Source organism: Pseudomonas sp. BYT-1 (genome assembly GCF_023611805.1).
GTDB lineage: Bacteria > Pseudomonadota > Gammaproteobacteria > Pseudomonadales > Pseudomonadaceae > Aquipseudomonas > Aquipseudomonas guariconensis.
Window position 1 is genome coordinate 2,513,105 of record NZ_CP072559.1, and the last position, 19,983, is coordinate 2,533,087.

Here is a 19,983-nt window from a genome sequence, read left to right on the forward strand (position 1 = left end):
GAATAAGGTTCTCCGCGTTCCGGAGGATCAAGCCCGCCGAGAATGGGTCCATATGACATATCAAGGGTTCAAACTCATCATTGGTGACTTCCTTGCCCGCAGCGTGCGCGGCATACCCTGCTCGCCACCACGCCTGTCCGACATCCAAAGCACCTGATTTCACTGTTTTTCGCTTATAGATGAGGACACCAACATGGCTGATATCTTCGACAACCCGATGGGTCTGATGGGCTTTGAGTTCATCGAATTCGCTTCCCCCACCCCAGGCGTTCTGGAGCCGGTCTTCCAGATGCTGGGTTTCACCAAGGTGGCTACCCACCGTTCCAAAGATGTGCACCTGTATCGTCAGGGCGGCATCAACCTGATCCTGAACAACGAACCCAAGAGCATCGCCTCGTACTTTGCCGCCGAGCACGGCCCATCGGTCTGCGGCATGGCATTTCGTGTTCGCAATGCCCACGAAGCCTACGCCCGCGCCCTGGAGCTGGGTGCGCAGCCGGTCGAAATCGAAACCGGTCCGATGGAGCTGCGTCTGCCAGCGATCAAAGGTATTGGCGGAGCGCCGTTGTACCTGATCGACCGCTTCGAAGAAGGCAGCTCGATCTACGACATCGACTTCAAGTTCATCGAGGGCGTTGACCGCAATCCGAAAGGCGCGGGCCTCAAGCTCATCGACCACCTGACCCATAATGTCTATCGCGGCCGTATGGCCTACTGGGCCGGTTTCTACGAGAAACTGTTCAACTTCCGCGAGATCCGCTACTTCGACATCAAAGGTGAATACACCGGCCTGACCTCGCGTGCCATGACGGCGCCCGATGGCATGATCCGTATTCCGCTGAACGAAGAATCGTCCAAGGGCTCGGGGCAGATCGAAGAGTTCCTGATGCAGTACAACGGTGAGGGCATCCAACACGTGGCCTTCTTCACCGATGACCTGATCAAGACCTGGGATGCCCTCAAAGGTTATGGCATGCGCTTCATGACCGCGCCTCCACAGACCTACTACGAAATGCTCGAAGAGCGCCTGCCAGGTCATGGCGAGCCAGTCGACGAGCTGCAGGCCCGTGGCATCCTGCTCGACGGCTCTTCCGAGGCGGGCGACAAGCGTCTGTTGCTGCAGATCTTCTCCGAGACCCTGCTCGGCCCAGTCTTCTTCGAGTTCATCCAGCGCAAGGGTGACGACGGCTTCGGTGAAGGCAACTTCAAGGCGCTGTTCGAGTCCATCGAGCGTGACCAGGTTCGCCGCGGCGTCCTGAACGTCGAATAAGGCCCAGGGCACGCTGGGTCATCCCCGGGATGACGCAGCGTGCCTGCCACTGGCACGATTCCTGAAAATTCCCCAATACATCATTGCCCCCGTCAGCAACCCTATCAGGGCGAGTGAGGGGAGTATCTGCAACATCGATTGACGAATCTCCTGGCTGGTATGGCCTTGGGGATAACCTCCCTTGACCGTGTACCCATGCTTGCTCGACATCGCACTGCGAAAGAACTCCGCTTGCGAAGGGCGTTGGGCTTCTCGGCTATCGCCTGCGCTCCACAGGTATGTCTCCCCAAATTCCAACAGCAGCACCAGGCCATCCTGGAACCCGCGTAGTTCGTTGCGCAGCTCCAGGCCGTAGGCGGTGGCAATCACACCTGGGTTGGCATAGGTCAGACGCAGTTCGACGACCACGTCATTGGGTGTGACCGGCGAGTTGAAGTTGAGCTGCACATGGGCGCTGGGAGTGGAAAAGGCAGGGCTGTAGGACGAAGTGGTTTCGATCGTGCTGCAGTAGGCCTGGCCATCCTGGGTCAGCACCAGCGAGCGAATGCGCGGATCGCCAGCCACCAGCCGTTCGAGCTTCCCCAGAACCTTCGCACAGGGCTGTCCAGCCAGCGGCAGTGCAGTGGAGGCGGCTGTTTGCAAATGGTCCAATACTCGGTCGACGGTGAAGATGGCCTCCTGAACGGACACCAAGGCGTTTTCTTCGAGTTTTCTTTCCAGCTGGTACACCATCACTAGCAGGCCTGACACCATCGGGACCAGTCCGATCGTCAGGACCAGCAGTATCTCGAGCAGGCTGCGGCCTGCGTGAGTGAACCTCGACATCGAAATGTAACCCTCCGACCAGACTGTCCTGAATGGACAGAAGCCGGAAAGATTAACGGGGCAGGTAGCCGGTGGACTGTAGCTGCGATCCGTTTGCGCAGCGGTACATGGCAAAAGACGTTGTCGGAGTCATGCCGGCTTTTTCAGTCGCTCCAGCACCTGTTGCGCTACCTGCCGGCTCGAGGCCGGATTCTGCCCGGTGATCAGCCGGTCGTCGCTGACGACGAAGGCAGCCCAAGGGTCCTCGTGCTTGCTGTATTTGCCGCCACGGGCGACCAGTTCGTTTTCCGTCAGGAACGGAACGACCTTGTCCAACTCGGCGAGTTTCTCCTCGGTGTTGGAGAACCCGGTGACCTGTCGCCCCCTGACCAACAAGCTGTTGTCACTGAGCTTGATGTTGAGCAAGCCGACCACGCCATGGCACACCGCAGCCACCACCCCTCCGGCCTCGTAGATGCGTCGGGCCAGTTCCTGCAGCGGCGCGTTGTCGGGAAGGTCCCAGACCACGCCATGGCCGCCGGCGTAGTAGATCGCGCAATAACTGTCGGCCTTGACTTGGCCGGGAGAAAGGGTGCTGCCCAGGCGATTCATGAAGGCTTTGTCGTCATACCACTGCCAATCGAGCTCGGGCGCCATTTGCAGGCTGTGGGGATCGATCGGTACATAGCCCCCGGCGGGGCTGACGTAGTCGACGGCATAGCCGGCCTTCTGGACCTCGTCGACAAAGTGCACCGCTTCGCCCAGCCACAGACCGGTGGCGCGCCGCAGCGTTGGATATTTCGCCGTATTGGTCAGCACAACCAGGATTTTCTTGCTCATGACCACACTCCCAGCGCCAGCAAAGGGCCCGGATCTGCCCGGGGCAGAAGAAAACCTAATGAGCATAGACGCCCATGGCGGGAAAGCCACGGCCCGGCGCGTGTGCTAGCCTGCTCGGCAGACCGTCGAGCATGGCGGCATGACAGGAGGCAGTATGGACACATTCATGCAGGCGGCCATCGATGAGGCGCGCCAAGGACTTGCCGAAGGGGGCATCCCCATTGGCTCGGTGCTGGTTCATGAGGGGCGGATCATCGGGCGTGGGCATAACCGCCGGGTGCAATGCGGCAGTGCCATCCTGCACGGCGAGATGGATGCCCTGGAACGGGCCGGTCGCCAAAACGCGCAGGTCTACCGCGAGGCTACGCTGTACACGACACTGTCGCCTTGCTCGATGTGCAGTGGCGCCATCTTGCTCTATGGCATCGGCCATGTAGTGGTGGGAGAGAACCGCACGTTCATGGGTGAAGAGCAATTGCTGCAAAGCCGGGGAGTACGCGTAGAAGTGCTGCAGGATGCCTCGTGCGAGCAGATGATGCGCGACTTCATCGAAAACCATCCAGCGCTGTGGAATGAAGACATCGGTCGTTGATCAGGCCTCGCCGAGCATCTGCATGACCCGGGCCTGCAACTGGCTCAGTTCGAACGGTTTGCAGATCAGCTGCATGCCGGGGTCGAGAAAGTCGTCGCGAGCCATGGCGGTCTCGGCATAGCCGGTGATGAACAGCACCTGCAGGCCAGGCCGCCGTTTACGGGCGATCTGCGCGAGCTGACGACCGTTCATTCCTGGTAGCCCTACATCACTGATCAGCAAAGCAAACTGCCTTGGCGAGTTCAGCAGTTGCAGGGCTTCATCGGCATTGCAGGCGGCCTGACAGGGGAAACCCTCTTCGCGCAGCGCCTGGAAAACCAGGTTTCGTACATGAGGATCGTCCTCGACGATCAGCACATCACGATTGCCGTCGACGGCTTTCATGGGGTGCGTATCTGTCTTGGGCTTTGCCTGGCCGCGATAGCGTGGCAGGTAAAGGTCGACCTGGGTACCGTGTCCAATCTGGCTGTGCAGCACCACATGGCCGTGAGACTGTTTGCTGAAACCGTAGACCATCGACAGGCCCAGGCCGATACCCTGACCGATCGGTTTGGTGCTGAAGAACGGCTCGAAGGCACGTTCAAGGGTGCCTTGCGACATGCCATGGCCGGTGTCACGGATGCTCAGGCGCAGATAGTCGCCATCGGACAGTCCACCGCCGCTGAAACAGGCATCGTCGATATGCTGATTGCTGGCTTCGATGTCGAGCTGACCACCGCTTGGCATAGCTTCGCAGGCGTTTAGTACCAGGTTGTCCAGTACTTCACGCAATTGCATCTCGTCTGCCTCGACCAACCAAAGATTCGTTGGCAGGATCAGCTGCAACGTCACGGATACGCTGAGCTTGGCTTGCAGGGATTCTCGCTGGAGCAGGCTGCGCAGATCGATGATTTTTCGTTGCAAGGACTGCCGAGAAGAGAACGCCAGCAACTGATGGGTGAGGCGAGCGGCGCGTGCCACGGCTTCGCGTCCCATGCGCAGTACGCCTCCCAACTGCTCCGTACGTCCTTGGAGCAAGCGCTTTTCGATCAGTTCGAAGCTGCCGCCGATGCTGGTGAGCAAGTTGTTGAAGTCATGAGCGATGCCGCCAGCCAGCTGGCCTACGGCGTCCATCTTCCGGGTCTGGCGCCATGCCCGATCCTCCTCCTGAGGCCGTTGCCGTTGGTCATCGAGGCGCTGTTGCAGTTCGCACAGGCGGTCACGGGCACGGTACTGCCGGCGCCGTGCATGCAGGGCCACCTGGCTCATCTGAAGGAGCTGGGTATCGTCGACAGGCGATGGCAATTGCAGCAGATGGCCCAGTCGTGAGGTGGGAGGGTCGGTACCTGAAGGGGGGGTATCGAGCAGCAGCAGAACAGGCAGGTCCGACCACACCGGTTGTTGGTCGATGAACACTTGCAGTGGCGATTGCGGGTCTGTCGGCAGCGTGCTGTTGGCGGCAATCAGTAGGCCTACACCTTCGGCCAGCCATTCGCCCAGGCGCGTGACATTGTCGGTGCACAGGCACACGAAGCCTGCACCTGTCAGCAGGCGAGACATCTGCGCAGCGATCTGCGCGGGCCCCAGGATGAGAGCCCGTTCGTCTATGAGCACCGCAGCGGCCAAGGGATTCTCCTGACTCTGGTCACCGATACCCACTGGACCACGAACAGAGAGCAGGGGTTCCGCCGCAGATGAGCGGCGTCCTACAAGCCTTGCTGGAGCAACGGATCGTCCGGATTCTGCCGCTCGAGTTCGGCCAGCAGCACCTGTACGTTCTGCAGTTGCCCGGTTTCCTTCCAGTACTGAATCAACAGCACCCGCGCACGCCGATTCGCAGGTTCCCGGCTCAGCACGGTCTCCAGCTGTTTCTGCGCAGCCTCGACCTGCTCCAAGTCATGCAGAGTGACGGCCAGGCTGTAGCGGTAGTCGAGGTTGTCCGGCTCCAGCTCGACGGCGCGTGAGAAGGCGAGCAGGGCGTACTCTTCTTGATCGTGGCGGGTCAGCCAAAGGCCCAGCTGATGCTGCAGGAAGGCTGAGTCCGGGCGCAGGGCCAAGGCTTTGGCGAGCACTTGACGAGAGGCGTCGTGCTGGCCCTGGCGTTCGAGCAGTCGGACCTGCGTGGCCAGTGCGTCGAGGTTCTCAGGGGCGATCTTGAGGCTGCGTTGCAGGGCGGCGGCGGCCTGGTCGTAGGCATCTTCATGCAGATACAGACGCGCCAGGTGCACTTGCGCGGCGGCGTCGTCGGGCTGGGCCTCCAGTGCCTGCTGGTACTGCTCCAAGGTGTCCTGCAAGGGGCCGAAGTACAAACCGATTGCATCGGGATCGAGGCCCAGCAAGGCATCCACCGCAGCAAAACGCACGCCTTGGTCCTCGTCCTCCAGCAACGGGCCCAGAACCAGACTACGTTGAGCTGCGGGTAACAGCCGGCGAATGCTGGTAATGGCGGCGCGGCGAACCATCGGGTCGTCGTGCTCCAGGTCCTGGCGAGCGAGTTTCAGTGCCTGGGGGGAGGGGTAGTTGGGCAGCTCGGCGTGCAGGGCTGCCCGGCGGATCGGCGCCAGGTCGTTGCGCTGCAGTTGCTGGTAGAGCACCCGCGCTGCACCCGGCTCGCCATCATGAGCTTGGCGCAAGGCCTTGGCATAGCTGTGGGCAGGGATGGCAGGGGCAGTGGGTTGCGGGTCACGCCTCAGGTAGCCGATGACACCCGATACCAGGACCAGCAAGAGCAGGGCAATCAGGTAACGACGGCGGTTGGGCATCGGGCGGTCCGTGGCGGCGGGAATGGCAGAGCTTGGGACAGCCGGACACTAATTGCAACGCCCGTGCGGCAGCTGGCCAGGCCAGATCGTATGGAAAGGTCTGTTAAGATTCGCGCGTTTCCAACTGTGGCCAAGGAGCCGTTTCATGATCATCAGCACCACCAGCCAGCTCGAAGGCCGCCCCGTCGCCGAATACCTGGGTGTGGTCAGCGCCGAATCGGTGCAAGGCATCAACTTCGTGCGCGATTTCTTTGCTCGCTTTCGTGATTTCTTCGGCGGCCGTTCCCAGACTCTGGAAAGCGCCCTGCGCGAGGCGCGTGAGCAGGCCACCGAGGAGCTGAAGGCGCGGGCACGTCAATTGCAAGCCGATGCAGTGCTGGGCGTGGATTTCGAAATCAGCATGCCATCAGTCCAAGGCGGCATGGTCGTGGTATTCGCAACCGGTACGGCAGTCCGCCTGAAGTAGGGCACTTTGCCACTGGTCGGGTGATGCCGGATTGTCCGGAAGGTCTGCAAATGACCGACTAGTCTCCATTTCAACGGGCCGCCGCTTCTGAGCAAGCAGAGTGCTTGCTGGCGCAGCCATCATTGGAGGGAGCAGGGCATGAGCGAATCCTTTTCCGAAGACATGAACGATGCGTTCCCGATCAACAGCCAAGTGTGGTGTGGCCAGGCGTTCTTGCGCCTGGGGTTCGCCAACATGACCCTGGATGAATCGGAACAACTTAAGCCTGCACATTTGCAGCGCGTCAAAAAGGGCCGTTTCACGCCCCGGTTCCGGACCCGGAAGTAACCCCGCCCAGCGTTCTCGCCTGGCCAGCAATACAGCGGTCAGGCGAGGGCACTTTGGCTCCTGCGCCGACGCTTGCCTGATCGATCGGAGAACTGCATCACGATCGCTGGCAGCTTTTCATCCTGTTTGTTGATCTTGCTCATGGCATCGGTGGGTCGTACTCGCCGGGCGCTCACGGCTGTGCTTTTCTTGCGCCGATTTTCAGCACAAGGAGGTGAAAGCATGCGTGTCAGGGAACAGACTTACTGGGAATGGGCCGATGCCCAGTTGCACAGCCGCTGCCATGACGAAGTCCTGAGTGATGGCACCGTGCTCGATATCCAGGTGCGGTTGTCGCGGTTGGGTGCCACGCAATTGTTTCTCGGGCTATATGCTGGAAACGGCAAAGCCCTGCTGGAGGAGTACTATCCCGCGCGCCCCGGTGAGACCATGACCCGTGCCCTGGTCTGGGGCGTGGAGCGCGCTCGGGCCTTGGCCACCGGCGCCGTGCCGTTGCCCGCGGCCAGGGCCCGGCGACTTCAGGCCTGAGCGCGGCGGTTGCGGCTGGCCTGGACGATACGCTCGGCCGGCACGCGCAGCTGGCGCAACAGGTACTCTGCAAAATCCTTGGCCCAAGGCTGCAAGGCAATGGCTTGTTCCATGCAGCTTAGCCAGACGTTGGCGTGCTCTTCGTCGATTGGCCATTGTGCGTGGAATGAGGGAATGGCGATCGAGCCATAGCGCTCGCTGTACAGGCGTGGTCCACCGAGCCAACCGCTCAGAAAGCAGGCCAGTTTGTCCCGTGAGCCTTCAAGGTTGTCAGGGTGCATGCGCCGCACGCTGGATGCTTCAGGGCGCTGGTCCATCAATCGGTAAAAATCATCGACCAGACGGCGCAGGCCGTCGATGCCGCCAGCGGCCAGGTAGGACGCGTCGCCGGTGCCATAGGCAGGGATATTCATCGCAGGCTCCAACAAACAGGAGCGCACAGTGTAACAGGCATGAAAAAGCCCGGCCTTGCAGGGCCGGGCTCAAAGAAGGGTGGTACGACTCAGTTCAATGGGTCTATCACCTTGACTGCCTGCCGCTCACGGGCGGTAGGCCATTCTTGTTGTAGGGTCTGCAGGACGCGGCCGACGAACTCGGTGTCGGCGGCGGCCTTCTTGCCGACATAGCCTTGGCCACGGCGGTAGACCTTGAAGCGGGCGCGCATGCTGGGCATGTGCGATTCGAATTCATCTTCGACCGTGTTGGGTGGCAGACGGTCGAGGCGTACCTCGCCAGTCTGGCTGACCCACAGCAGGTGGTCATCGAGGCTGTCCTTGCGCGCGGCGAACAGCTGGGCCAATTGGTCGATCGTAGGATTGTTGTTCAAATTCATCATAAAGCCCCCATTACCCATCAGTCAGTGATTTTTCACTCGGCGCCACGATGTGTAGCGCACTAACACGGCTGCTACAGCAGCATTGCAACAGGGGCCTTCTCACGCTGCCTTTTGGACAGTTTCCCTCTCCACGGACGGCCTGCGTTACCGCGCAGGCCGTCTGGAACACCCTTGCCACCGCTCCCGATCAGGGAGACGGCCTCATCATGCCCAAGGCTGATGAACGACGTCAACAGGTTTGTAGTGAATATTTTTTGGCACTACATGTTGTCCGACAATCGATCACGCGCAGCGCCTCGAGCGTGTTCTGGGGCTGAAGTGGCTGCTTCGTGTCTCAGTGTTCCAAGGCGGAAAGGATCTGGTAGGCCGCGCGTACCCTGGCTTCATTTGGGTAGTTGCGGTTGGCGAGCAGGACGATCCCCAGCCCCTTGGCCGGGATGAAGGCGTAGTACGCACCGAAACCTCCGGTGGCACCGGTCTTGTTGTACCAAGCGGCTGGTTCGGTCGGCAGGGTCGGTTGCAAACGGACGGTAGGTTGGGGGTTGAGAGCTACCTCAGAGCTATTGCCTTTAAGCAAGGTTTCCAAGGCGACTGGATACCGGTAGCGCTCCCATCCAAGGCCCTGGGTCATCGGGCCGACCTTGAAATAGCCCGCCTGGGTGAGGGCGATCGCCTTTTGCAGCGATGGCGCCAGCGAGTCGGCGTTCAACTGCAGGCGCACATAGCGTGCGGCATCGTTCACGGTGGTCTTGATTCCATAGGCTTCGTCCGCCAATGGTCCTGGATTGACCCGCACCGGCTGGTTGCTGGCGTTGTAGCCCTGGGCATAACGCTGTTGTGCAGTGCCAGGTACGGCAAGGTAGGTATCGGTCAGGCCTAGTGCAGGCAAGAGTTGTTCGGTCATGATCTTGGCGAACGATTGTTTCTGTGCACGCGCCGCCAGATCACCAAACAGGCCTAGGCTGGGGTTGGAGTAACAGCGCTGAGTGGCCCGTGCAACACGCGGTTTCCAGTGCTGATAGAAGGCCTGCACCTGCGCTTCGGTCTGCACGTTGTCGGGGAATTGCAGCGGTAGGCAATCGGCGCTGTAGGCACCCAGTTCCAGCACACTGGCCTCACCCAGGGACGTGCCTTCAAGGGCCGGATGGTAGCGTTTGGCGGGGGCATCCAGCGCCAGCGTACCCTGGGCGCTGGCAAGCGCAACGAGGGTGGCGGTGTAGGTCTTGCTGAGCGAGCCGACCTCGAACAACGTGTCGCGTTTCACGGGTTGGGCGTTGGCCTTGTTGGCCACGCCGTACGTGAAGTAGTGCTCCTTGCCATCGGCGATCACGGCCACGGCCATGCCCGCGATGTCGTGTTCACGCATCAAGGGCTCGATAACCTCATCGACCTGTGTGTGCAGCGCGTCGGCCAGGCTGTGCCCGGTCACGGTGGCGAGGCTCAAAGCGAGTGCAAAGCGCACGTAGGGCAGTGGCTTCATGCAAAAGATCCTTTTCAGATTCAGTAAGGTGTGTGGCGTCGCAGGAACTCGCCTGGCGATTGGCCGAAATGCTCGCCAAAGGCCGCGATGAATGCTGAAAGCGAGGCATAGCCACAAGCCAAGGCCACGTCAGTGACCCGTTCTGCGCGCTCCAGCGCTGGCAAGGCACTTAGCAGGCGCACCCGTTGACGCCATAGGCGGAAGGTCAGGCCGGTCTCGCGCAGAAAGCGCCGGCTGAGGGTCTTTTCCGAGATGCCAAGACGCAGCGCCCAGTCGGCCAGGCTGCGGGTATCGTCGGGCGAGGCTTGCAGGCGGCGGCAGATCTGACGCAAGTGACGATCGCGAGGGAGCGGCAGGAGCATCTGTTCTTCCTGGGCACTGGCCAGACGGTCGAGCAGCACCTGCACCAGACGCCCATCGGCGCCTGACTCGTCATAGTGCACGGGCAATTGCGAGAACGCCTGGATCAGTTCGCCCAGCAGCGGTTCCACTACCACCACCCGGCAGGCCATGGCCGGCCAGGGCAGGGCGGCAGGTTCGATATACAGGCTACGGATACAGGTGTTGGGCTCACAGACCACACGGTGGGGAACCTGTGCGGCGATCCAGACGGCCCGTTGGGGGGGCACCAGATACAGGCCTTCGGGCGTGTGCACGCGCAGGATGCCGTTGCGGGCGTGGGAGAGTTGCCCCCATGGATGCCGGTGACGATAGCCCAAGGCAATGTTGGGGAGGCTTTCGGCCTGGCCATAGACCTGTCGTGGTAGGCATTCGAGCTGGTCGAGGCAGGCCTCGGGATGTCCGTTCAGCGACACTAGTGGGGGTTCCGGCGTTAGCGGTAGGGAAGGCGAGACCTTATCGTTTGCTCCTGCATAAATACAACTCGGAATAAACCATGAAGTACGTCAGAAAAATCTTCGATAACTTCACCTTAGCCTTGCTTGGGGTCGTGCTGATCGCCACCTTCTTGCCGTGCTCAGGCGATGGCGCGGTGTTCTTTGGCTGGTTGACCAATTTGGCGATTGGCCTGCTGTTCTTCCTGCACGGCGCCAAGCTGTCGCGCGAAGCGATCATCGCTGGCGCCAGCCATTGGCGGTTGCACTTGCTGGTGTTCGCCTGCACGTTCGTGATGTTCCCGTTGCTGGGCATGGCCTTCAAGCCGCTGTTCGTGCCGTTGGTGGGCAACGAGCTGTATCTGGGCGTGCTTTATCTGTGCGCCTTGCCGGCGACAGTGCAGTCGGCGATTGCCTTCACCTCCCTGGCGCGCGGCAACATTCCGGCGGCGATCTGCAGCGCAGCGGCATCGAGCCTGCTGGGGATCTTCCTCACACCGTTGCTGGTGATGCTGCTGCTCGGTGCCGAAGGCGACACCGGGTCGGGGTTGGACGCGGTGTTGAAGATCACGCTGCAACTGCTGGTCCCATTCGTGGCAGGGCAGATTGCCCGTCGCTGGATCGGAGAATGGGTCAAGCGCAATGCACGGTGGCTGAAGATCGTCGACCAAGGTTCGATCCTGCTGGTGGTGTATACGGCTTTCAGCGATGCGGTGGTCACCGGGCTTTGGCATACGGTCTCGGCGCAGCATTTGGCGGGGCTGTTCGTCGTCTGCGGGATCTTGCTTGCAGCGGTGTTGTTCGTGACCCGGCTGTTGGGGCGTGTGTTGGGGTTCAGTGTGGAAGATCGCATCACCATCTTGTTTGCCGGGTCGAAGAAGAGCCTGGCTACGGGAGTGCCGATGGCTCAGGTCTTGTTCGTGGGCGGTGGGATTGGGGCGATGATCTTGCCGTTGATGTTGTTTCATCAGATTCAGTTGATGGTGTGTGCGGTGTTGGCTCAGAAGTACGCTGCGCGTGGGGTTGAGGGGGTTTCGGCGGTTTCCTGATGGTTTTGTGGTTTGGTGGTTTGGTGGTTTGTGGGCTTATCCGTTTGATTTGGCGACGGTTAGTCACCTTTCCGCCCTTACGGCGGGTCACTTTTGGTCTTGGCCAAAAGTAACCAAAAGCCGCGCGCCCCTGCATCCGGCCCGGCGCTTCGCACCGGGTCCCCTCGCTGCGGTGTCTTACGGGGCCTCGCGGCCTCCGGCTGGCTACGCCAGCCTCCATCTCGCGACTTCGGCTACGCCGAAGGGCGCTACGCGCCTGCCCCTACAGACACCTCCGCTCGGCCTGCTGATGGGGCGCAAGTTACGGGCGGCGCCTGGACTGGCGTTGTTTCATTCAGTGGTTTTTGTGGTGAGCTTTTGGGCCTATTCGCGGGTAAATCGGGGCGCCGAACCGCCGCACACACAGGCTCACAGCTCTTGAGAACGGCGCTGTGCCTGTAGGAGCGGCGGCGCTCCTACCCGCTAATAGGCCGGAACAAACAGCCAAACAATTAACTTGTTTGCCGTTGCCGTTGCTTTTGATACGCGATAGTCCAGACGCCACCTATCGCGACCTCAGAAGGCCGAGTGGAGGTGTCTGGAGGGGCAGGCGCGCAGCGCCCTTCGGCGCTAGCCGAAGTCGCGAGATGGAGGCTGGCGTAGCCAGCCGGAGGCCGCGAAGCCCCGAAAGGCACCGGAGCGGAGGGGGCCCCGGAGCGCAGCGCAGGGGCCGGATGTGGGAGCCAGCGGTTTTTGCCTACTTTTGCCCAAGAGCAAAAGTAGGTCGCCGTAAAGGCGAAAAGCGCCGGTGGCGCCCCCACCAAACCCGGATATTCACACAGCCTGAACGCCCAAGCCCCTCAAAAAAAAGCCCCGCAGACCAAAGGCCAGCAGGGCAAACGGTTGGGGGAGGAACCAACCAAAGGAGTCCTAGAAAAACCTCAGCGAACGCTGGCCACCGCCTGCCCCTCAGGCTGCCACCCGCCCCCCAGAGCCTTGTAGATCGCCACAATGCCCCGATAAAGCTCAACCTCACCCTGCGCCTGCGCATCCTCGGCACTGAGCCGCTCCCGCTCCGCATCGAGCAGCACCAGATAATCGACAGTCCCTTCCCGATACCGCACCGACGCCAAGTCAGCCGCCTTGCGACTCGCATCGCTTTGGCGGATCAACGCCAGCAGCCGTTGCTGACGCTTGCCGTAATCACTGAAAGCATTGGCCGATTCTTCCAAGGCCAGCAGCACCTGCTGTTCATAGTTGGCCAGCGCCCCCTCGGCATCGGCCTTGGCGCCGCGCAGGCGGGCCCGCACGCTGCCCAGGTCGAACGCCGCCCAGGTAATGCTCGGCCCCAAGGCCCAAGCATTGGCCGCCGACGAGCCGATCTGCGACCCACGCGCCGCGGTAAAGCCCAGGAATCCACTGAGGCTCACCCGCGGGAATAGGTCCGCGGTGGCCACACCGACGTTGGCCGTGGCCGCTGCCAGCTGGCGTTCGGCACTGCGGATGTCCGGGCGGCGGCGCAGCAGTTCGCCGGGGTCACCCACCGGCAAGGCCTTGGCAATCGCCGGCAAGGCTTTGGGCGAGAGGTCCACGCTCAGCGCATCCGGACGCTGGCCAAGCAGGGTGGCGATGCGGTTGCGGGCGCGCACTTGTTCGGCCTGCAACTGTGGCACGGTCGCTTCCACCGCGGCCAGGCGGGCATCGGCGCGAACCACGTCCAGGTCATTGCCGACCCCGGCATCGCGCAGGGTCTCGGTGATGCTGCGCGACTCCTGCTGGGTCTTGAGGTTGGCCAAGGCGATCTTCTCGCGCAGTTGGGCGCCGCGCAGTTGGCCATAGGCGTCCACCAGTTCTGCGATGAGGCTGACCTGCAACTGCTGCAGGTCGGCCGCAGCAGCCTCCTCCTGCGCTTGGCTGGCCTCGATTTGCCGCTGGATGCGGCCGAACAGGTCCAGCTCCCAGGCCATGTCCAGGCCCAGGTCATAGCGCTCACTGTTGACCCGCTGCTCGGTCTGGCCAGGGATCTGGCCTTTGCCGATGTCGCTGCTGACGCGGCTGGTCACCACCGGCAGTTGGTCGTTCTCGGCGTCCTCGCGAATCGAGCGCGCTGACTTGAGCCTGGCGAAAGCCACGCGCAGGTCACGGTTGCCTTCCAGCGATGCCTGTACCAGTTGGTTGAGCACCGGGTCGTCGAACTGCTTCCACCAGATGCTCTCGAAGCGGCTGCGGTCCAAGGCCTTGGTCGGCAGTTCGGCGTCCAGGTGCGCAGGCTCGGTCGCCGGCGCCTGGTAGTCCGGGCCCACCGCGCAGGCCGCCAGGGCCAATGCCAGCAGGCTCGGGGTCAGGGGTTTGAGCAGGTTCATGCATGGCTCTCCAGCGAGTGGGCGCGCTCGGCCTTGCGGGCCTGGCGACGTTCGACGAAACGGCGGATCAGGAAGAAGAACACCGGCGTCAGGAACAGGCCGAACACGGTCACGCCAATCATCCCCGAGAACACCGCCACCCCCATGGCATGGCGCATTTCAGCGCCGGCACCGGAGGAGAACACCAGCGGCACCACACCCATGATGAAGGCGATCGAGGTCATCAGGATCGGACGCAGACGCAGGCGGCACGCCTCCAGCACCGCAGCCAGCGGATCCAGGCCCTCGGCCTGCTTGTCCTTGGCGAACTCGACGATGAGGATGGCGTTCTTGCACGCCAGGCCCACCAGCACGATCAAGCCGATCTGGGTGAAGATGTTGTTGTCACCCCCCGAGATGATCACACCGGTGATGGCCGACAGCAGGGTCATCGGCACGATCAGGATCACCGCCAACGGCAGGCTCCAGCTCTCGTACTGGGCGGCCAGCACCAAGAAGGCCAGCAATACGCAGAGCGGGAAGACGAACAGCGCGGTGTTGCCCGCCAGGATCTGCTGGTAGGTCAGGTCGGTCCATTCGAAGGTCATGCCGTTGGGCAGTTCTTCCTTGAGCAGTTTCTCCATGGCGGCCTCGGCCTGGCCGGAGCTGTAGCCGGGCGCGGCACCGCCGTTGATTTCGGCGGTGATGAAGCCGTTGTAGTGCATCACCCGGTCAGGTCCCGAGGTATCGCTGACCTTGAGGAAGGTCGCCAGCGGGATCATCTCGCCCAGGTTGTTGCGTACCTTCAGCTGGCCGATCTGTTCGGCGTCGAGACGGAACTGCTGTTCGGCCTGGACATTGACCTGGTAGGTGCGGCCGAAGCGGTTGAAGTCGTTGGTGTACAGCGAGCCCAGGTAGATCTGCAGCGTCTCGAAGATGTCGTTGATCGCCACGCCATGGGTCTTGGCTTTTTCGCGGTCGATGGCGGCATCGACCTGAGGCACGTTGACCTGATAGCTGGTGAACAGACCTGCCAGCTCCGGCACGTTATGGCTCTTGGCGATGATGTTCTGGGTTTCCTTGTACAGCGCTTCGTAACCCAGGTTGCCACGGTCCTCGATCTGCAGGCGGAAGCCACCGATGGTGCCCAGGCCCTGCACGGGCGGCGGCGGGAAGATCGCGATGTAGGCGTCTTGGATGTCAGCGAACTTGGCGTTCAGCGCCGCCGCGATGGCGGCCGCCGACTGGCTCGGGTCCTTGCGCTCGTCGAAGGGTTTGAGCGGGGTGAACACGATGCCGCTGTTGGGGCTGTTGGTGAAGCCGTTGATCGACAGGCCAGGGAAGGCCACCGAGTCGGCTACGCCAGGTTGCTCCAGGGCGATCTCGCTCATCTTCTTGATCACCGCCTCGGTGCGGTCGAGGCTGGCGGCGTCCGGCAGTTGGGCGAAGGCCACCAAGTACTGCTTGTCCTGGGCCGGGACGAAACCGGTAGGGGTGGACGAGAAGCCCAGGTACGTCAGGCCCATCAAGCCTGCATAGACGAACAGGGCGATACCGCTGGAACGAATGACCCGGCGCACACCGCCAACATAACGATGGCTTGCACGGTCGAAGAAGCGGTTGAACGGGGCGAACAGCCAGCTGCCCAGCAGTTTTTCCAGGAACCGCGAGAAGCGGTCCTTGGGCGCGTGGTGGTCCTTGAGCAGCACCGCGGCCAGGGCCGGCGACAGGGTCAGCGAGTTGAACGCCGAAATCACGGTCGAAATGGCGATGGTCAGGGCGAACTGCTTGTAGAACTGCCCGGTAAGGCCGGAGATGAACGCGGCCGGCACGAACACGGCGCACAGCACCAGCGCGGTGGCGATGATCGGCCCGGTCACTTCGCTCATGGCCTTTTGCGTCGCTTCCATGGGTTTGAGGCCCAGGCCGATGTTGCGCTCGACGTTCTCCACCACGACGATGGCATCGTCCACCACGATCCCGATGGCCAGCACCAGGCCAAACAGCGACAGCGCGTTGAGCGAGAAGCCGAACAGGTGCATCACCGCGAAGGTGCCGATCAGCGATACCGGCACGGCCATCAGCGGGATGATCGAGGCGCGCCAGGTCTGCAGGAACAGGATCACCACCAGCACCACCAACACCAGGGCCTCGAACAAGGTGTGCACTACGGCCTCGATGGAGCCGCGAACGAACACGGTCGGGTCATAGACGATGCTGTAGTCCATCCCCTCGGGGAAGTCCTTCTTCAGCTCGGCCATCTTGGCGCGAACTTCGTCCGAGATTTCGATGGCATTGGACCCCGGGCGCTGGAAGATCGGGATCGCCACCGCCGGCTGGTTGTTCAGCAGCGAGCGCAAGGCGTACTGGCTGGAGCCCAGCTCTACCCGGGCGATGTCCTTCAGGCGAGTGATCTCGCCGTTCTCGCCGGCGCGGATGATGATGTTCTCGAACTCTTCCTCATTGACCAGGCGGCCTTGGGTATTGATCGACAACTGGAAGCTGGTCGCGCCAGGGGCGGGCGGGGCGCCCAGCTGGCCGGCGGCGACCTGGCGGTTCTGTTCGCGGATGGCCGCCACCACGTCGCTGGCAGTCAGGTTGCGCGAGGCGGTCTTGTTCGGATCGAGCCAGACCCGCAGGGAATAGTCGCCCATGCCGAACAATTGCACGTCACCCACGCCACCCAGGCGCGCCAGCTCATCCTTGATGTTGAGGATGGCGTAGTTGGACAGATACAGCATGTCGTAGCGGTTGTCCGGCGAGGTCAGGTGCACGACCATGGTCAGGTCGGGCGAGGCCTTGTCGACCGTGATACCGATGCGCGTCACTTCTTCGGGCAGCTTCGGCTGGGTCCGGGTGACCCGGTTCTGCACTTGCACCTGGGCGTTGTCCAGGTCGGTGCCCAGGGCGAAGGTGATGGTCAGGGTCAGCTTGCCGTCGGCGGTAGACTGCGAGGACATGTACAACATGTTCTCGACGCCCGTGATCGCCTGCTCCAGCGGTGCGGCGACGGTTTCGCCGATCACTTTGGGGTTGGCGCCGGGGAAGTTGGCGCGCACCACCACGGTAGGCGGCACCACTTCCGGATATTCGCTGATCGGCAGCTTGAACAGCGCGATGGAGCCTGCGATCAGCAGCACCAGCGAAAGCACGGCGGCGAAAATCGGCCGGGTGATGAAGAATTTCGAAAAGTTCATCGGTGGGGTCCCTTAACCGCGCGGTGCCTGGGCACTGGCGACGTTTTCACGAGCGCCGGCGACGGCCGGTGCTGCCTTGTTGCTGGCTTCCAGGGCCTGGCGCTGGCGGGCCAGGGTGGCAAGGGTCTCTTCGCTGGCCATCGGCGTTTCCTGTGGCGTGACCGGCGAGCCGGGGCGTACGCGCTGCAGGCCCTTGACCACGATGCGGTCATCCTTGCTCAGGCCGCTGCGCACGATCCGCAGGCCTTCGAGCTTGGGCCCAAGTTCCACAGCGCGGTAGGCGGCCTTGTTGTCTTTGTCCATGACCAGTACGAACTTCTTGCCAAGGTCGGTGCCCACGGCCTCGTCGTTGATCAGCACGGCGTCGTACTTGGCGCTGCCGACCAGCTTCAGGCGGGCATACAGGCCGGGAGTGAACCGGCCGTCGCGGTTGTCGAACACCGCGCGGCCACGAATGGTGCCGGTGCGCGGGTTGACCTGGTTGTCGACGAAGTTCATCTGGCCCAGGTGCGGATTGCCGGTCTCGTTGGTCAGGCCCAGGTACACCGGGGTGCTCTGGCCGCGTTGACCGTCGCGGGCCAGCTGGGTGTACTTGAGGTAGACCCGCTCGTCGGCGTCGAAGTAGGCGTAGACCTTGTCGGTGGAAACCACGGAGGTGAGCGGCGTGACGTCTGCGGTGACGATGTTGCCGGCGGTGAACTGGGCGCGGCTGACACGGCCGCTGATCGGCGCGGTCACTCGGGTGAAGCTCAGGTTCAGGCGGGCCAGGTCCAGTTGCGCCTGGATCGCCGCGACGCCGGCGCGAGCCTCGGCGGCGGCGCTGCTGCGCGATTCGGCCAGCTCTGCGGAAATCGCGTTGCTGTCACGCAGGCGTTCACCACGACGGGCTTCGTTCTCGCTACGCAGCGCCGTGGCGCGGGCTTGTTGCAGTTGCGCCTCCAGACGGCGTACCTCGGCCTGGAACGGACGCGGGTCGATCTGGAACAGCAGGTCACCTTTTTGCACTTGGGCGCCTTCGGTGAAAGCCACCAGGTCGATCTGGCCGGAGACTCGCGGACGCACCTCGACGGTTTCCGGCGCTTCCAGGCGACCGGTGAACTCGTCCCATTCGTTGATCGGCTGCTCGATCACCTTGGCCACGCTGACCTTGGGCGCGGCAGGAGCCTGTACAGCCTCCGGAGTACGACCGCACGCGGCGATCACCAGCACTGCCAGGGCAGCGAGGGGAAAGCGCAGGGGTTTGAGTGATTGTTCCATGGAGAACTCCGCCAATGATTGGATAGTGGGCGGATTCTGCGAGTCTTGCGCGCGGGGAACGAATCGAACGGCGCGAAGGTTATTATCAAGCGGAATGATATGTGGCCATGCATCATCGATCAGGACACATGGACGCCAGGCGTCCCGGACGGGTAAGGGCCGGGACGCGGCCCCGGGGTCTCAGGTCTGCGCAGCAAATTGCGCCAACCGCTCCCCATCGAGCCGGTAACGCACCCACTCATCCTGAGGCTCGGCGCCGAGGGACTTGTAGAAACCGATGGCTGGCTCGTTCCAGTCCAGCACGCTCCACTCCATACGCCCGCAGCCTTTGGCCACGGCTTCGCGGGCAATGTGCCGCAAAACTTGCCGCCCGGCGCCGTCGCCGCGTTGTTCGGGCGTGATGTAAAGGTCTTCCAGGTAGATGCCGTTGCGTCCAAGCCAGGTGGAGTAACTGTAGAAGTACACGGCAAAGCCAATGGCCACACCGTCGCGCTCACAGATCAGGCTGTGGACGGTGCTGCCTTCGTCGAACAGGCTGTGTTCGATGTCGGCAACGGTGGCCACCACTTCATGGCGCGCGCGTTCGTATTCGGCAAGCTCAGTGATGAAGGCGAGGATTTGCGCAGCATCGGTACGCACGGCAGGGCGAATGGTCAAGCTCATGTGCAGACGTCCTTGAGGGGGCAGGGCAAGTCGTTTGAAGCCGATACAGTCATGTGTATCGGTGCAATTTGTTGCAACTGTACGGGTCGCGCAGAAAAGCGCTCGGCTAGTGTGACAACACAACAACCCTTTGTGGAAGCCTGCCATGCTTGGATCAGCCGATCTGCTCACCGCCTTCGTGCTCTTTGCCTTCGTTTCATCGATCACCCCAGGGCCGAACAACACCATGCTGCTGGCTTCGGGGGTGAACTTCGGTGTGCGCCGGTCGATCCCTCATGCCCTGGGTATCAGCATTGGCTTCATGGTGATGGTGCTGGGCGTGGGCTTCGGCCTGGGCCAGTTGTTCACTGCCTGGCCGTCGCTGTACAGCATCCTGCGCTACACGGGCGCCGTGTATCTGCTTTACCTGGCCTGGAAGATCGCCACCTCCGGGCCGATCTCCGGCGATGCCGCACACACACGCAAGCCTCTGGGCTTCTGGGGGGCGGCGGCGTTCCAGTGGGTCAACCCCAAGGCCTGGGTGATGGCAGTGGGGGCGATTACCACCTATACGCCGGCCCAGGGCTATGTGCTCAACGTGATCGTCATCGCAGCCTTGTTCGCACTGGTCAATTTGCCCAGCGTCGGGATCTGGGTGATGTTTGGCAGTGCTTTGCGCAACTTCCTGCAGAACCCGCGCTGGCTGATGCTGTTCAATGTCCTGATGGCCTTGCTGCTGGTGATTTCGCTGTACCCGCTGCTATTTGTAGAATCGGCGTTTTCCTGAACCGATGAGTACAC

Annotated in this window: 19 protein-coding genes; 7 read left to right on the top strand and 12 right to left on the bottom strand. The window is 62.2% G+C overall.

What is annotated here, in order from left to right:
* The first annotated feature begins 193 nt into the window (after positions 1-193).
* The gene (gene hppD / locus J5X93_RS11555; protein ID WP_043214998.1) at positions 194-1,270 is read left to right on the top strand and encodes a 4-hydroxyphenylpyruvate dioxygenase; all 1,077 of its coding nucleotides are present in this window, start codon (positions 194-196) and stop codon (positions 1,268-1,270) included.
* A gap of 18 nt (positions 1,271-1,288) precedes the next feature.
* Here hppD and J5X93_RS11560 read toward each other — a convergent pair whose 3' ends face one another.
* A complete protein-coding gene (locus tag J5X93_RS11560; protein WP_043214995.1) occupies positions 1,289-2,095 on the bottom strand; it encodes a CSS-motif domain-containing protein in 807 nt (268 codons plus the stop codon).
* Positions 2,096-2,224: 129 nt separating this feature from the next.
* Positions 2,225-2,914 (bottom strand): type 1 glutamine amidotransferase domain-containing protein, encoded by a 690-nt coding sequence (locus tag J5X93_RS11565; RefSeq protein ID WP_182940914.1) that lies wholly within the window; start codon positions 2,912-2,914, stop codon positions 2,225-2,227.
* Between the two features lie 154 nt (positions 2,915-3,068).
* On the opposite strand from J5X93_RS11565, the gene J5X93_RS11570 reads away from it, so the two are divergent.
* Positions 3,069-3,506 carry a nucleoside deaminase gene (locus J5X93_RS11570; protein WP_102082533.1) on the top strand — a complete coding sequence of 146 codons (438 nt, stop codon included), beginning with the start codon at positions 3,069-3,071 and terminating at the stop codon, positions 3,504-3,506.
* On the opposite strand, the gene J5X93_RS11575 is transcribed toward J5X93_RS11570, so the two are convergent.
* Positions 3,507-5,111, bottom strand: a complete 1,605-nt coding sequence (locus tag J5X93_RS11575; protein WP_102082534.1) for an ATP-binding protein — start codon at positions 5,109-5,111, stop codon at positions 3,507-3,509.
* An 80-nt stretch (positions 5,112-5,191) separates the two neighbouring features.
* Positions 5,192-6,247, bottom strand: coding sequence for a tetratricopeptide repeat protein (locus J5X93_RS11580; protein WP_090342529.1), 1,056 nt, complete (start codon positions 6,245-6,247; stop codon positions 5,192-5,194).
* Positions 6,248-6,392: 145 nt separating this feature from the next.
* On the opposite strand from J5X93_RS11580, the gene J5X93_RS11585 reads away from it, so the two are divergent.
* The 3 genes from J5X93_RS11585 (at position 6,393) to J5X93_RS11595 (ending at position 7,568) form a co-directional block, all read left to right on the top strand.
* Positions 6,393-6,713 carry a YbjQ family protein gene (locus J5X93_RS11585; RefSeq protein WP_070572421.1) on the top strand — a complete coding sequence of 107 codons (321 nt, stop codon included), beginning with the start codon at positions 6,393-6,395 and terminating at the stop codon, positions 6,711-6,713.
* 138 nt (positions 6,714-6,851) lie between these two features.
* Complete coding sequence (locus J5X93_RS11590) at positions 6,852-7,040, top strand: hypothetical protein (protein ID WP_043214981.1); 189 nt, start codon at positions 6,852-6,854, stop codon at positions 7,038-7,040.
* Positions 7,041-7,262: 222 nt separating this feature from the next.
* A complete protein-coding gene (locus J5X93_RS11595; protein WP_043214979.1) occupies positions 7,263-7,568 on the top strand; it encodes a hypothetical protein in 306 nt (101 codons plus the stop codon).
* Here the strand turns inward: J5X93_RS11595 and J5X93_RS11600 are convergent.
* The 4 genes from J5X93_RS11600 to J5X93_RS11615 form a co-directional block, all read right to left on the bottom strand.
* The gene (locus tag J5X93_RS11600; RefSeq protein WP_043214976.1) at positions 7,559-7,981 is read right to left on the bottom strand and encodes a group II truncated hemoglobin; all 423 of its coding nucleotides are present in this window, start codon (positions 7,979-7,981) and stop codon (positions 7,559-7,561) included. The genes J5X93_RS11595 and J5X93_RS11600 overlap by 10 nt on opposite strands.
* Positions 7,982-8,070: 89 nt before the next feature.
* On the bottom strand, positions 8,071-8,403 hold the full coding sequence (locus J5X93_RS11605; protein WP_070572416.1) for a hypothetical protein: 333 nt from the start codon (positions 8,401-8,403) through the stop codon (positions 8,071-8,073).
* A gap of 334 nt (positions 8,404-8,737) precedes the next feature.
* Positions 8,738-9,883, bottom strand: a complete 1,146-nt coding sequence (gene ampC, locus J5X93_RS11610) for a class C beta-lactamase (RefSeq protein ID WP_182940911.1) — start codon at positions 9,881-9,883, stop codon at positions 8,738-8,740.
* Between the two features lie 20 nt (positions 9,884-9,903).
* Complete coding sequence (locus tag J5X93_RS11615; RefSeq protein ID WP_043214970.1) at positions 9,904-10,698, bottom strand: AraC family transcriptional regulator; 795 nt, start codon at positions 10,696-10,698, stop codon at positions 9,904-9,906.
* Positions 10,699-10,778: 80 nt separating this feature from the next.
* Here J5X93_RS11615 and J5X93_RS11620 point away from each other — a divergent pair, with 80 nt between their 5' ends.
* Positions 10,779-11,765, top strand: a complete 987-nt coding sequence (locus J5X93_RS11620) for a bile acid:sodium symporter family protein (RefSeq protein ID WP_182940909.1) — start codon at positions 10,779-10,781, stop codon at positions 11,763-11,765.
* 920 nt (positions 11,766-12,685) lie between these two features.
* Here the strand turns inward: J5X93_RS11620 and J5X93_RS11625 are convergent.
* The 4 genes from J5X93_RS11625 to J5X93_RS11640 all read right to left on the bottom strand — a co-directional run bounded on the left by J5X93_RS11625 (position 12,686) and on the right by J5X93_RS11640 (position 19,203).
* Positions 12,686-14,107, bottom strand: coding sequence for an efflux transporter outer membrane subunit (locus tag J5X93_RS11625; RefSeq protein WP_102081732.1), 1,422 nt, complete (start codon positions 14,105-14,107; stop codon positions 12,686-12,688).
* Positions 14,104-17,283, bottom strand: coding sequence for an efflux RND transporter permease subunit (locus J5X93_RS11630; RefSeq protein WP_043214068.1), 3,180 nt, complete (start codon positions 17,281-17,283; stop codon positions 14,104-14,106). The genes J5X93_RS11625 and J5X93_RS11630 overlap by 4 nt, the downstream gene beginning before the upstream one ends.
* 12 nt (positions 17,284-17,295) lie before the next feature.
* Positions 17,296-18,540: a multidrug efflux RND transporter periplasmic adaptor subunit MexE gene (gene mexE, locus J5X93_RS11635; RefSeq protein WP_043214066.1), complete on the bottom strand. Its 1,245-nt coding sequence runs from the start codon at positions 18,538-18,540 to the stop codon at positions 17,296-17,298.
* Positions 18,541-18,720: 180 nt separating this feature from the next.
* Positions 18,721-19,203 (bottom strand): GNAT family N-acetyltransferase, encoded by a 483-nt coding sequence (locus tag J5X93_RS11640; protein ID WP_043214063.1) that lies wholly within the window; start codon positions 19,201-19,203, stop codon positions 18,721-18,723.
* A 145-nt stretch (positions 19,204-19,348) separates the two neighbouring features.
* On the opposite strand from J5X93_RS11640, the gene J5X93_RS11645 reads away from it, so the two are divergent.
* Positions 19,349-19,969, top strand: coding sequence for a LysE family translocator (locus tag J5X93_RS11645; protein WP_090342545.1), 621 nt, complete (start codon positions 19,349-19,351; stop codon positions 19,967-19,969).
* Positions 19,970-19,983 lie beyond the last annotated feature (14 nt).

Bases quoted from the DNA above. Each gene is read 5' to 3' on its own strand.
- mexE (WP_043214066.1), bottom strand. From the start codon at position 18,540: ATGGAACAATCACTCAAACCCCTGCGCTTTCCCCTCGCTGCCCTGGCA.
- J5X93_RS11595 (WP_043214979.1), top strand. From the start codon at position 7,263: ATGCGTGTCAGGGAACAGACTTACTGGGAATGGGCCGATGCCCAGTTG.
- J5X93_RS11565 (WP_182940914.1), bottom strand. From the start codon at position 2,914: ATGAGCAAGAAAATCCTGGTTGTGCTGACCAATACGGCGAAATATCCA.
- J5X93_RS11585 (WP_070572421.1), top strand. From the start codon at position 6,393: ATGATCATCAGCACCACCAGCCAGCTCGAAGGCCGCCCCGTCGCCGAA.
- J5X93_RS11580 (WP_090342529.1), bottom strand. From the start codon at position 6,247: ATGCCCAACCGCCGTCGTTACCTGATTGCCCTGCTCTTGCTGGTCCTG.
- ampC (WP_182940911.1), bottom strand. From the start codon at position 9,883: ATGAAGCCACTGCCCTACGTGCGCTTTGCACTCGCTTTGAGCCTCGCC.
- J5X93_RS11600 (WP_043214976.1), bottom strand. From the start codon at position 7,981: ATGAATATCCCTGCCTATGGCACCGGCGACGCGTCCTACCTGGCCGCT.
- J5X93_RS11570 (WP_102082533.1), top strand. From the start codon at position 3,069: ATGGACACATTCATGCAGGCGGCCATCGATGAGGCGCGCCAAGGACTT.
- J5X93_RS11640 (WP_043214063.1), bottom strand. From the start codon at position 19,203: ATGAGCTTGACCATTCGCCCTGCCGTGCGTACCGATGCTGCGCAAATC.
- J5X93_RS11560 (WP_043214995.1), bottom strand. From the start codon at position 2,095: ATGTCGAGGTTCACTCACGCAGGCCGCAGCCTGCTCGAGATACTGCTG.
- J5X93_RS11620 (WP_182940909.1), top strand. From the start codon at position 10,779: ATGAAGTACGTCAGAAAAATCTTCGATAACTTCACCTTAGCCTTGCTT.
- hppD (WP_043214998.1), top strand. From the start codon at position 194: ATGGCTGATATCTTCGACAACCCGATGGGTCTGATGGGCTTTGAGTTC.
- J5X93_RS11645 (WP_090342545.1), top strand. From the start codon at position 19,349: ATGCTTGGATCAGCCGATCTGCTCACCGCCTTCGTGCTCTTTGCCTTC.
- J5X93_RS11605 (WP_070572416.1), bottom strand. From the start codon at position 8,403: ATGATGAATTTGAACAACAATCCTACGATCGACCAATTGGCCCAGCTG.
- J5X93_RS11630 (WP_043214068.1), bottom strand. From the start codon at position 17,283: ATGAACTTTTCGAAATTCTTCATCACCCGGCCGATTTTCGCCGCCGTG.
- J5X93_RS11625 (WP_102081732.1), bottom strand. From the start codon at position 14,107: ATGAACCTGCTCAAACCCCTGACCCCGAGCCTGCTGGCATTGGCCCTG.
- J5X93_RS11590 (WP_043214981.1), top strand. From the start codon at position 6,852: ATGAGCGAATCCTTTTCCGAAGACATGAACGATGCGTTCCCGATCAAC.